Origin of the sequence: Neisseria sp., from assembly GCF_030527965.1 — a bacterium.
Taxonomy (GTDB): Bacteria; Pseudomonadota; Gammaproteobacteria; order Burkholderiales; family Neisseriaceae; genus Neisseria.
Window position 1 is genome coordinate 117,257 of record NZ_JAUMZU010000003.1, and the last position, 11,744, is coordinate 129,000.

Genomic DNA, 11,744 nt, shown 5'->3' on the forward strand with positions numbered 1-11,744 from the left:
TGTTTGGTTTAAGAGTGGGATTGAGGATGGGTATCTTGGTCGGATAATTCAAGCTGGTGTTGTGCGAAAATTTGAGCCAGAGAATAAAGAATGCTGGCCGTCAACCCCCAGATGTCGTAATGAAGATAAGGGAGCGCGGGCGATTGGGCGGTATGGTTGCGATGGCGGAAAGTGCGTTGCGTATAGGACGAGGTGTTTAATACGATGGCGAGCGGAATATAAAACGCTTCGGCGACTTCGCTTTCGTTCAGCGTTAAAACGGGCGTTTGCGGGCATAATGCGGGCACGGTATAGACGGCGTATCCGCTGGGCGTATAACAGGGCGGCATGGTTTCGAAGGTTTGCCAGATATGCGGCGGCGTGCCGATTTCTTCGTATGCTTCGCGTAGGGCGGTGTCGGTAAGCGAGGCGTCTTCGGCATCTTTTCGGCCGCCGGGAAAGGCGATCTGCCCGGTATGGTGGCGTAAGGTGTCGGCTCGTTTGGTCATCAATATCTGCCATTCTTCTTGATGCTTTACCACCGGCAGCAATACGGCGGCAGGGGTAAACGATTCGGAATTAGGGTCGAACAAGGCATTGCGCCGCGCCAGTGATGTATGTTGCCGTTGGGAAAGCAGCGCCAGAAAATGGCTTAGGGTTTCTGTATTCATGAATTCAATGTTTCAGACAGGCATTGAAGTAAGTATGATAACAGATAACCAAACGGCTACGCTGCGTCGGTAGATTTTGCGCTGTAAAGAATGGTTTTCGAGTGCGGTTGGTTTGTGTTTGTTGGCGGTTGCCTGCTGACTTAATGCCTGTCTGAAAAGGTTTGGTGCCGCTCGTTAAATTGTTGCAAAAATCGCCGCTGCCGAAAGCCTTGTGATAAAGTAGCGGTTTGTTTTTATCTGGTAACAAATATTGCAATGGCCGCCTTCGTAAGTGCCACAAACGCTTGTCGGCTGTCGGGTATGCCTGAATTAGGGAGTGTTATGTTTGCTTTGAAAAAACGTTTCCATCCATTGGTATTGTCTGTGTTGCTGGCGTATGGGGCATCGGCTTTCGCAGCGGATAAACCGCCGAAAGCCTCCGATTATCGCCCCGTCGACACTGCTGCGGCGCAAAATGGAAAATCGGAACGCAGAGTAATCAATGAAAGCGAGTATGAGCGCCGTTCCCGAGTCGTCAAACACGCTAACGGCCTGTTTACACTCTTGGGTGGCGAAATGGCCTTGCAAAAAGGCGACGTGTCAACAGCATTGGCTACTTATATGCTGACGTTCGTCCGCACGCAAGATCCGGCGGTGGCCGAGCGTGCGGTGGAGATGGCGCTGAGCTTGCATGCTTACAGAGAGGCCGAGGACATCTTTCAGCAATGGCAAAAAATCGAACCGCAGGGCGGCGTGGCGCAACAACGCATGGGTTGGGCGCTCAGTTTGGCGACCAAGGATTTTGGCACGGCCGATCGGGATTTTGACAGTGTGATGAGCAATGCCGACGAGGAGAGCAAGCGCAAGCTGTTTTTGCAATTGGCGCAGTCTGCGGTGGAAAATCCGGATTTTGCCAAACGCATCGAACGCAAAGTAAAACGCGAAACCAAACGCTATCCGGATATGCCCGAGGCGGTCATCACCAACGCGATTTTCAGCTCGTTATCGGGCGACGAGCGCGGCACGGTGCAGGCTTTGCAGCGGCTAACCCAGTTGGATACTCAAATCGTGCCGGCTACTGTGCTGACCTTGCGTTTAATCGGTCAACAGAAACCTGAAATTTTAAACCGATTCTTTGCCGAAACGGATGCAAACAAACTTTCCCCGATGTGGCGTGAATTGCAGGTGGAAGGTTTGGTTCAATCAGGCAAATACAGCGAGGCTTACGACCTCTTGCAGGATTTGCTGAAAGAAAACCCGGATGCCGATCTTTACATACAGGCCGCGTTGCTGGCTATCAATCAAAAAGCGGAATTGCCGGTTATCCTCTCTTACCTGGAGCAGGCTTATAAAATCGGTACGCAGGAGCAGCGCAGTCGAGCCGCCGTGTTGGCCGCCATGCGCAACGGCGATGCGCATAACTATACGGCCGCGCGCAGCTGGGCAGAGAAAATCAAGGCTCCGAGTTATGCGTTTGACAAATCAGTATTGAGCGCATCGATTGAGGCGGAATCGGGGAATTGGCAAAAAGCTTTGGCCTATGTGAAGGCCGCCCAAAGATTACCGGAGCAGCAAGGTCAGTTTTTCAGTGATGACGACTTATTTCGAGTGCAGATATTTACGCTGACCAAACATGCCAATCCGCGGCAAGCATTGCAGGAATTGAATGCCTTGTATCAGAAGGTGGGCAGCCGGAAAAACAATCGGGAAAAATTGGCCGATGTGTTGTATCAACGTGCGATTCTCTACGCAGACAGTCTGAATGAGCCGCAGAAGGCGGTTGCCGATTTGCGCCGTTATCAGGAGTTGAAACCGGATAGTGCCGAAGGAATGAATGCTTTGGGCTATACCATGCTCAGTCTGCCCGATCATAATGTCGACGAAGCTTTTCGTTTGATTCAGGCGGCTTATCAGCAGGTGCCGGATTCTGCCGCCGTGAACGACAGCTTGGGTTGGGTTTATTTTCTGAAAGGCGATACGGCTACGGCTTTGCCGTATCTGGAATTTGCATTCGGCAAACAGCCTGAGCCAGAGGTTGCTTCACATTTGGGTGAGGCTTATTGGAAGCTGGGTCAGCGAGATAAAGCCAAGGAAACCTTTAAAAAAGGGTTGGCGATAAAAGAGGGCAAGCGAAGCGCATTGTTGGAAACCATAAAACGTTTGGGCGTATCTCTGCCTTAGTGTGCCGAAATACCTTAAATTATTTCCCTTTTTGATTGTTTGAATGCCTGTCTGAAAAGGCGCTTATTTTCAGACAGGCATTGTGTTATACAGGAGCTTATGATGAATTTACCTCGTGTTGCCGGCATGGTTTTGCTTAGCTTGGTTGTGGGTGCATGTACTTCCATTTATCAAAAACCCGGCGACTGGCAAGAACAAGGCGCGTTGCAGGATTTTAATGCCGACGGGCGCTTGGCTGTGAAAGTGAACGGAAAAGGCTCTTATGCCAATTTCGATTGGACTTATCAAAATGGCGTGCAAACCATTGATGTGAATACTCCGTTAGGCAGCACGGTTGGTCAGCTTTGTCAGGATAAAGAAGGTGTTTTGGCGGTAGACGGCAACGGCAAAGTATTTACCGCAGCAACGCCGCAAGCATTAAGCGAACAATTGCTAGGCTACGAATTACCTGTTCAATATTTGAATGTTTGGGCGGCCGGCCAATGGGTAAAAGGCGAGCCTCATCAAATTACAGAAGACGGCCGCTTACAACAGTTTAATTGGACGATTACCCGTCAATTGAATGAAAACGGTACTCCGCGCATATTGGTTTTGGAAAGCAGTAAATTGACCTTGCGCTTGGTATTCGACCATATGCAGCAGGTTGCATCCGGCAATAATCCGTCTGTTACACAATGTGCAGCACGGAGTAAACAGTGAAGCGCCCTCCACACTCACAAACCTTTCTTGCACCGGCCAAGCTGAATTTGGATTTAAGAATTACCGGGCGCAGAGATGACGGTTATCATGAATTGGAAAGCATATTCTGCCTAATCGGTTTGTATGATACGCTACATTTGGCGGTTAGGGACGATGGCAAGATTGTGTTGCATACCCCAACGAAGGGCGTGTTGCCGGAGCAGGATTTAACCGTTCGTGCGGCCAAATGTTTGCAAGAGCATACGCAAGTTTTGTACGGTGTTGATATATGGCTTGAAAAACACATTCCGATAGGCGGCGGGTTGGGCGGTGGCAGCTCAGATGCCGCAATGGTATTGATGGCATTGAACCGATTATGGCAGTGTGGCCTTGAGCGGCAGCAGTTGATTGACTTGGGTGCCGGCTTGGGAGCGGACGTACCGTTTTTTATTTTCGGGCGCAACGCCTTTGCCAAAGGCATCGGCGAACAGCTGAGCGAAATAGAAGTACCTAAGCAATGGTACGTTGTAGTCAGGCCGGATGTTCATGTCAGCACACAAGCGATTTTTACACATAAAAACTTGACGCGAAATTCCAAACCCAGCATAATGCCGAGCTTCCAAACATTACAGCCGTTTAGAAATGATATGCAGGCAGTGGTGTTTGAAGAGTATCCTCAGGTTTTTGCTGCCTTTCAAGTTTTACAGCAGTATGGTCATCCATTGATGACAGGCTCTGGTTCTTGTGTATTTATCACAGCTAGCGAGCGGCAGAAGGCAGAGCAAATCTGCGAGCAAGTTTCCAGAGAATATCAAGCATATTGCGTGGAAGGTTTAGAAAAACATCCCTTGTTTGATATATAATAGTCTTAAAGTGTTGGGGATTCGCCAAGTTGGTTAAGGCATCGGATTTTGATTCCGACATGCGTAGGTTCGAATCCTACATCCCCAGCCACCCTTAATTGGGGATTCGCCAAGTTGGTTAAGGCATCGGATTTTGATTCCGACATGCGTAGGTTCGAATCCTACATCCCCAGCCAGTTTCAAAAGCGTGTAAGTTACCTTGCACGCTTTTATCACGTTTAATCGTAAAAAATGCCGTTAAGCTTTGATGAAACGTGCAGGGTGCGTATATAATACGCTTCCAATTTGAGTTTTAAGAACGCGATATAAGGAAGCTTAAAATGTTTCCTGGGTACAAAAAAATAATCTTGGATGATGACGAAATGGCAGCATACGACAGCTTGATGGTGTTTACCGGTAATGCTAATCCAGAATTAGCGAGGAACGTGGTAAAACATCTGGATATTTCTCTGGGCAATGCTTCGGTAGGTCGATTTTCAGATGGTGAGGTAGCTATTGAGCTATTGGAAAATGTGCGCGGTCGCGATGTGTTTATTGTTCAATCAACTTGCGCGCCCACCAATGATAATCTGATGGAAATATTAACCATGGCGGATGCTCTGAAACGAGCGTCCGCAGGGCGAATTACCGCCGCCATTCCTTATTTCGGCTATGCGCGGCAAGACCGTCGCCCTCGTTCGGTACGTGTGCCGATTTCGGCTAAGTTGGTTGCTAACATGCTTTACTCAGCAGGGATTGATCGCGTTTTAACCGTTGACTTGCATGCAGACCAAATTCAGGGATTTTTCGATATCCCGGTGGATAACGTTTATGCCACGCCGATTTTGGTTAATGATATTCAACAGCAGCGTATTGAGAATCTAACGGTGGTCAGCCCGGATATCGGCGGGGTGGTTCGCGCCCGTGCCGTAGCCAAAATGTTGAACGTTGATTTGGCTATCATCGATAAGCGTCGTCCGAAAGCGAATGTGGCGGAAGTGATGAATATTATCGGTGATATACAGGGGCGTACCTGTTTGATTATTGACGATATGATTGATACGGCCAATACACTGTGCAAAGCAGCTTCGGCGCTAAAAGAGCGAGGTGCAGAGCGTGTATTGGCTTATGCCTCGCATCCTGTCTTTTCAGGCGAAGCGGTTAACCGTATTAGTTCTTCCGATATTGACCAAGTTGTGGTAACAGATACCATTCCGTTATCTGAAGAAGGTAAAAAATGCTCGAAAATCCGCCAGGTAACTATTGCCGGATTATTGGCGGAAACGGTTCGGCGTATCAGCAATGAAGAATCTGTTTCATATCTTTTTAACGAAGATATTGTAGCACCGGGAGCAATATTTCTTCCGTAAACTTGCCGTCTGAAACTGGTCGCGGTAAAGACGGTATCTTTTAATTTTTTGGAGTATTTAAATATGTCATACGAAATTCAAGCTTCTGTTCGCGAAGCCCAAGGTACTGGTGCGAGCCGCCGCCTGCGTCGCGAAGGTAAAACCCCGGCGGTTTTATATGGTGAAAACCAACAAGCTACGGCCATTGAAGTCGATCATAAAACAGTATTTTACGCATTGGAAAAAGAATCCTTTCATACCGCTTTAATTAAATTGTCTTTGGATGGTAAAACGTACGATGTTGTTGTGCGTGATTTTCAAATTCACCCTTTCCGTCAAGAAGTACAACATATTGACTTTCAGGTAGTAGACTTTAATAAACCTTTGCGTATCCGTTTGCCTTTGCATGTCGTTAATGCCGAGAAATCACAAGCGGTAAAATTGCAAAGCGGTCGAGTTTCTTTGCTGAATACCACGATTGATTGTATGGTTAACCCTAAAAATATTCCGGCTGCTTTGGAGCTGGATTGTGAAAATGTATTGGCGGGAGATATTCTGCATTTGTCTGATGTGAAATATCCGGAAGGTGTTAGCAGCATCGCGTTAAAACGCAATTCCAATCTGGCCGTTGCAACCGTTACCGGCAAAAAACGTTGATATTGATTTGTTGAATAAAGGTAAGCCCTGCTGTTTGCACAGCAAGGGCTTTGTTTGTTTTTGGCAAGAAAAGTAAAGTTATAACAAGTTTTTTGCGCTTTTAAACAATTAAGCAGACCTTTTATCTCTCTTCGCGTGAATAAATCGCAATATGATGTTATCCTGAAAAAGTTTTGAAATAACTATGTTATTGACGGGGAAGTCGCAATGGTTACTTTTCTTTGTTGATACGATGTAAATACGATTTTAAGTTTAATAAATATGCAAAAGCCCCTCTATAAAAAAATCGGTTGGTTAAAGCACTGTTCGATGCTTTCAATTTTGGCTGTGCTGACGAGCCAACCGGTTGCTGCGAAAGAATTACGAGAAATCTTACAGAAGTCGTTAGTTGCGGATCCGTCTTTGTTAGAAGCTAAGGCCAATATGGCTGCGGCCGAGAGTGCCACCAAAGTATCGAAAGCGGCACATTATCCTGTTATCGGTTTGACCGGTACGCAAGTGTTGGCCCAACGTAATAAAAAGAATAAAGATGATTTGGATGACTCGATTGGTTTGAAAGGTAGTTTGAATCTGTATTCTTGGGGTGGTATTGAGGCCTCGGTCAATCGTGATAAACAAAAAGAAATCTACTATAAATATAAATATTATGAGACTCAGGAAGAATTGGGCAGCGAGATTGGTAAACTTTATTTGACGGCTTTACGGGCAAAAGAGTCGATTGAAGTTAACCAGCAGAGTTTGAACCGTCATAATAAATTGTTGCGCGATTTAAGTGTGGTTGCTAAATACGATACCGGCCGACGTTCTGAAGTGATTGAAGCAGAAGCCAGACGTCTACAAGTGCAGACAACGATTGCTCAGCTAACACGCACAATGGAGTTGGCATTAAGCCGACTTTCTAAATATACAGTGACGCCACTTCGCCCTAAAGATTTGCAAGACCCTTTCCGAATGGAAACGACGCGCACTTTGGTTGGCCGGTATAAAGATATGGATAATGGCGTCAATCCTAGTTACTTGGCGCAAAAGGCCGAGCGAGAAAGTACTTTTTATGAATTGAAGGCATCAAAAGCGGCCAGAAAACCTGCAATTAATCTGGAAGGTATTGCAACTCAGAATACTAAACAGCTTTACCTGAATTTATCTTGGAATCTTTTCGACCAAGCGGCGCGTCATACAGTAGATAAGAACGTTCATACGGTAGAGGCGGCCGATTCTAAATTGGATCAAATCTTGAGAGAAGTGGTGGAACGGGCAAAAACTGCGGAAACAGATATGGCGCAAAGCGAATTGCGCTCTGATATTGCGGCTCAGCATATTGTTTCTCAGAAAGAAGTTGTTAAAGCTTATGAACTACAGTTTAAAGTTGCTCGTCGAACGTTGACTGATGTATTGGGTGCGTATAATGAGCTTGCTGCTATTGAACAGGAAAATGTCACATCGCGTAATGATTTTCGAGACGCTGCTTTGGAATATCTGACGGCACAAGCTCAAGTTGCGCATTGGGCAGGTGTATCTCCTGAAGAATAAACGGATTTAATTTTAATTTAACGATTGAATAAAAATATGAAATCTATTATCGAACATATTGCTTTAGCCACTCAGATACTAGGTTCTCCAGTATCTGAAGCAGTTTTATCCGCTGAGGTAGTGAGAGATAAAAAGCTAAATGTCAATTTCCACTCGTTGAAAGAAGTATTGAGAAGCCACGGTTTTGAAAATACGCTTTCTAAACGCAATTTGGATGAAATTCCTTCTTTGGCGGTTCCGGTTGTGGCGATCCTTCATAATGAAGAAGCAGCGGTCATCACCAAAATTAATGGTGTGGGGCGGAATCGTACTTATCACATTAGGCAGGCTGATGGTTTGGCTCAAGAACTCAGCTACGAGCAATTATCCGATCTTTATTTAGGTTATTGTTGGTTTATTAAACCTAAAATGGTGTCGGATGCTCGTTCTGAGTTGCCAGAATACGATCTGCCGAAATCATGGTTTTGGAAGGTAATATGGCGTTTTAAAGGATATTATTATCAAGTTATTTTAGCAACGTTCATTATCAATTTCTTAGCATTGGTAAGTTCCTTATATGTAATGAATGTCTATGACCGCGTTATTCCGAATCAAGCTTATGAGACTTTGTGGGTGTTGAGTATAGGGGTAGTGCTGGCTATCTCTTTCGAATTCATGGCTAAGCTGATCCGTGGTCATTTGACCGATATTGCCGGTAAAAAGGCAGATTTGATTATCAGCTCAGCATTATTCCGCCGCGTAATGGCATTGCGCTTGGCAGACCGCCCGGCTTCTGCAGGTTCGTATGCCAATAACTTGCGTGAATTCGAATCAGTTCGAGAGTTTATGACGAGTGCCAGCCTGCTGACTTTAGTCGACTTACCGTTTTTGTTGTTGTTCATTACGGTGATTTCGATTGTCGGCGGTAAATTGGCTTTTGTGCCTTTGGTTATTATACCTATTGTTATTTTTGTAGGTTTCATGGTGCAACGCCCGCTATCCCGTTACATTAATGAGTCTATGAAAGAATCTTCGCAACGTCAGGGATTGGCAGTAGAGGCTTTGGAAGGTATCGAAACCTTAAAAACCAATAATGCGACAACATGGGCTCAACAACGCTGGGATGAATATACAGCTAAAACTTCTGCTTCTTCGATTAAAGTGAAAGATACCAGCAATTTCATGATTAACTTTGCTGTTGCCATGCAGCAGTTGAATACTGTGTTTTTGGTGTTGGTAGGAACTTATCTTATTCACGCGGAGAATCCGACCGATCGTATTACTATGGGTGCGTTGATTGCTTCCGTGATTTTATCCGGCCGGGCGCTTGCGCCTTTGGCGCAGATTGCCGGTTTGGCAACTCGTTTCCAACAAGCTAAATTGGCGCTGAGCGGGGTTAATAATATTGTTCAGAGGCCTATTGAACGGAATCCTGAGCGGAAATACATCACGTTGGATAATATACAGGGCGGTATCGGTTTCGAGAATGTTTCATTCAAATATGGCGAAGATGGTGCCGTAGCTGTTTCTGGTTTGAACATCAATATCCGGCCGGGAGAAAAGGTTGGTGTTTTGGGTCGTATCGGTAGCGGTAAGAGCACGATGCTGAAATTGGCAAGTGGGCTTTACGACGGTGCTTCTGGTAATGTTACGCTGGACGGCGTAGATATGCGCCAGATTGATCCCAACTTCTTGAGAAATAAAGTGTTACTGTTGAGTCAAGCGCCTCGTCTGTTTTTGGGTACCTTGCGCGAAAATATGGACTTGGCGCGTACCGACGGTTTTTCTACCGACCAGGAATTATTGATTGCTTTGAAACGGTTTGGTCTTGATCGAATTATTCGAAGCCATCCACGCGGATTGGATATGCCTTTGGGAGAAGACGGCTTAGGCTTGTCCGGCGGGCAAAAACAGATTATTTCGCTAGCTAGAATGACCTTGCGCAATCCGAAAGTCGTATTACTTGACGAGCCGACAACCGGTTTGGATCAGGCAACCGAGCGTATGGCGCTGAATGCGGTGGGTCAATGGTGTAAAGACAAAACCATGGTCGTGGTTACTCACCGTCCTCAGGTTTTGCAGATTGTGAACCGCATTATCGTGATGGATAACGGTAAAGTAGTGATGGACGGCCCGCGTGACTTGGTATTGCAAAAACTGATGCAAAACGAGCAGCAGTCGTCTCAACAAGCGGCAGTACCGGCGCAAGCGGCAGGTACGAATCAGGCTAATGGTTGATTGTATTTCGAAACAGGCTGCTTGCGGGCGGTTTTTCATAACCTATAAGTGATAAGGTTTTTTGTCATTATGAGTGAACAAAATAATCAGGAAAGCGTTAAATCCAGTGATTTGAGCCTCGTAAATGATCTGAATGCTGCTCTGCAGAAGGAGAAGCATCACGGTCAGTTTTGGGTAATCATTCTATTTTTTGTATTTTTAGTGGTGTTTGTTATCTGGGCATACAATAGTCCGCTGGAAGAGGTGACGCGAGGTAATGGTAGTGTTATTCCGAGCAGTCGCGAACAGGTTATCCAAAGCCTTGATCCGGGTACGATTTCCGAGATGAAAGTCAAAGAAGGCGATATTGTTGAAAAAGGTCAGATTCTGTTGCGTTTGGACGATACGCGCAGCTCTGCTGTGTTGCGTGAGAGTGAAGCTAAGGTGGCTAACCTGGAAGCTATGGTGGCTCGCTTGAAGGCGGAGGCTTACGGCGGCCCATTAAATTTCCCGAGTAATATCAGCCCGGCTCTGAAACAACGTGAACAAGCGGCCTATGTTGCCCGTCGCCGTGCGGTGGTGGACGCGGTGCAAGGGTTGCGTATGAGTAAAGCTGCTTTGGATCGGGAGATTTCGATTACTGCGCCGATGGTAAAACAAGGTGTGGTATCAGAGGTGGAACTGCTGCGTATGCAACGTGAATCGAGTGATTTGGGCGGTCAGATTGCCGAACGTCAGAACCGTTACATGGCGGATGCCAATAATGAATTGGTACAAACCGAATCGGAATTGGCGCAGGCCAAAGAGAACATGGCGATGCGTGCCGACCCGGTTTCTCGCTCGCTCATTCGTGCACCTCTGCGCGGTATTGTTAAAGATGTGAAGATCAATACTGTTGGCGGTGTGGTCAATGCAGGGCAGGATATTATGAATATTGTGCCTTTGGACGAGAAGCTGCTGGTGGAAGCCTATGTTCGCCCGCAAGACGTTGCGTTCCTGCGCCCGGGCTTGCCTGCCGTAGTCAAAATCAGTGCATATGATTATGCAATCTATGGTGGTTTAAATGGTAAGGTAACTTTAATCAGCCCGGACACCATTAGTAATCAGGCACGTACGGATGAATTGAAGTTGGATCCGAACCAAGTTTACTACCGTATTTTGGTACAGACCGATTCGAATAATCTTAAAGACCGTAAGGGTAAAAACCTGCCGATTATCCCGGGTATGGTGGCGACGGTTGATGTGAAAACTGGTGAGAAAACCGTATTCCAATACCTCATCAAACCGATTACTCGTATGAAGCATGCGTTAAGCGAACGTTAATCGATATGTGTTGATAGGAAGCCTTGCATGAGCAAGGCTTCTTTTATGCCTGCTGAAAAATCGGCATAAAATACCCATGAAACTCAAAATTTCATGGGTATTGTTTTTTTGATGGGAATAAGAAAGTTAAAAAGGCATTATTGTTTTGGGGCTGTCCTAGATAACTAGGGAAATTCAAATTTAAGTTAGAATTATCCCTATGCGAAAAAGTCGTCTAAGTTGGTACAAACAAAATAAGCTTATCGAACTATTTGTTGCAGGTGTAACGGCAAGAGTAGCTGCTCAATTAGTTGGCATAAATAAAAAGGGGCTGTCCTAGATAACTAGTACAAATCATGCTTTACTAATTGTTTTAAAAT

At 45.9% G+C, this 11,744-nt stretch carries 10 protein-coding genes, 2 tRNA genes and 1 pseudogene; 11 read left to right on the top strand and 2 right to left on the bottom strand.

What is annotated here, in order from left to right; translation table 11 throughout:
• Positions 1-8: 8 nt before the first annotated feature.
• Positions 9-650: a CoA pyrophosphatase gene (locus Q4A84_RS02575; protein WP_303087359.1), complete on the bottom strand. Its 642-nt coding sequence runs from the start codon at positions 648-650 to the stop codon at positions 9-11.
• A 4-nt stretch (positions 651-654) separates the two neighbouring features.
• Positions 655-906 carry a hypothetical protein gene (locus Q4A84_RS02580; RefSeq protein ID WP_303087360.1) on the bottom strand — a complete coding sequence of 84 codons (252 nt, stop codon included), beginning with the start codon at positions 904-906 and terminating at the stop codon, positions 655-657.
• Positions 907-971: 65 nt separating this feature from the next.
• Here Q4A84_RS02580 and Q4A84_RS02585 point away from each other — a divergent pair, with 65 nt between their 5' ends.
• From Q4A84_RS02585 to Q4A84_RS02635, 11 genes and pseudogenes are all read left to right on the top strand, one after another.
• On the top strand, positions 972-2,810 hold the full coding sequence (locus tag Q4A84_RS02585; protein ID WP_303087361.1) for a tetratricopeptide repeat protein: 1,839 nt from the start codon (positions 972-974) through the stop codon (positions 2,808-2,810).
• Between the two features lie 102 nt (positions 2,811-2,912).
• The gene (locus Q4A84_RS02590) at positions 2,913-3,509 is read left to right on the top strand and encodes an outer membrane lipoprotein LolB (RefSeq protein ID WP_303087377.1); all 597 of its coding nucleotides are present in this window, start codon (positions 2,913-2,915) and stop codon (positions 3,507-3,509) included.
• On the top strand, positions 3,506-4,351 hold the full coding sequence (ispE, locus tag Q4A84_RS02595) for a 4-(cytidine 5'-diphospho)-2-C-methyl-D-erythritol kinase (protein ID WP_303087362.1): 846 nt from the start codon (positions 3,506-3,508) through the stop codon (positions 4,349-4,351). Before Q4A84_RS02590 ends, ispE begins: the two co-directional genes overlap by 4 nt.
• 14 nt (positions 4,352-4,365) lie before the next feature.
• Positions 4,366-4,442 (top strand) — tRNA-Gln (locus Q4A84_RS02600).
• An 8-nt stretch (positions 4,443-4,450) separates the two neighbouring features.
• Positions 4,451-4,527: transfer RNA gene (locus Q4A84_RS02605), tRNA-Gln, on the top strand.
• 186 nt (positions 4,528-4,713) lie between these two features.
• A complete protein-coding gene (locus tag Q4A84_RS02610) occupies positions 4,714-5,700 on the top strand; it encodes a ribose-phosphate pyrophosphokinase (protein ID WP_303087378.1) in 987 nt (328 codons plus the stop codon).
• 63 nt (positions 5,701-5,763) lie between these two features.
• Entirely contained in the window at positions 5,764-6,336 is a 573-nt protein-coding gene (locus Q4A84_RS02615; RefSeq protein ID WP_303087363.1) for a 50S ribosomal protein L25/general stress protein Ctc, read from the top strand.
• Between the two features lie 309 nt (positions 6,337-6,645).
• Positions 6,646-7,866, top strand: coding sequence for a TolC family protein (locus Q4A84_RS02620; RefSeq protein ID WP_303087379.1), 1,221 nt, complete (start codon positions 6,646-6,648; stop codon positions 7,864-7,866).
• A 36-nt stretch (positions 7,867-7,902) separates the two neighbouring features.
• Positions 7,903-10,083 (top strand): type I secretion system permease/ATPase, encoded by a 2,181-nt coding sequence (locus tag Q4A84_RS02625; protein ID WP_303087364.1) that lies wholly within the window; start codon positions 7,903-7,905, stop codon positions 10,081-10,083.
• Positions 10,084-10,152: 69 nt separating this feature from the next.
• A complete protein-coding gene (locus Q4A84_RS02630; protein WP_303087365.1) occupies positions 10,153-11,385 on the top strand; it encodes an HlyD family type I secretion periplasmic adaptor subunit in 1,233 nt (410 codons plus the stop codon).
• A gap of 199 nt (positions 11,386-11,584) precedes the next feature.
• Positions 11,585-11,689: pseudogene (locus Q4A84_RS02635) on the top strand (IS1595 family transposase); the annotation flags it as partial.
• Positions 11,690-11,744 lie beyond the last annotated feature (55 nt).

Bases quoted from the DNA above. Each gene is read 5' to 3' on its own strand.
- Q4A84_RS02590 (WP_303087377.1), top strand. From the start codon at position 2,913: ATGAATTTACCTCGTGTTGCCGGCATGGTTTTGCTTAGCTTGGTTGTG.
- Q4A84_RS02615 (WP_303087363.1), top strand. From the start codon at position 5,764: ATGTCATACGAAATTCAAGCTTCTGTTCGCGAAGCCCAAGGTACTGGT.
- Q4A84_RS02620 (WP_303087379.1), top strand. From the start codon at position 6,646: ATGCTTTCAATTTTGGCTGTGCTGACGAGCCAACCGGTTGCTGCGAAA.
- Q4A84_RS02575 (WP_303087359.1), bottom strand. From the start codon at position 650: ATGAATACAGAAACCCTAAGCCATTTTCTGGCGCTGCTTTCCCAACGG.
- Q4A84_RS02630 (WP_303087365.1), top strand. From the start codon at position 10,153: ATGAGTGAACAAAATAATCAGGAAAGCGTTAAATCCAGTGATTTGAGC.
- Q4A84_RS02625 (WP_303087364.1), top strand. From the start codon at position 7,903: ATGAAATCTATTATCGAACATATTGCTTTAGCCACTCAGATACTAGGT.
- Q4A84_RS02585 (WP_303087361.1), top strand. From the start codon at position 972: ATGTTTGCTTTGAAAAAACGTTTCCATCCATTGGTATTGTCTGTGTTG.
- Q4A84_RS02610 (WP_303087378.1), top strand. From the start codon at position 4,714: ATGGCAGCATACGACAGCTTGATGGTGTTTACCGGTAATGCTAATCCA.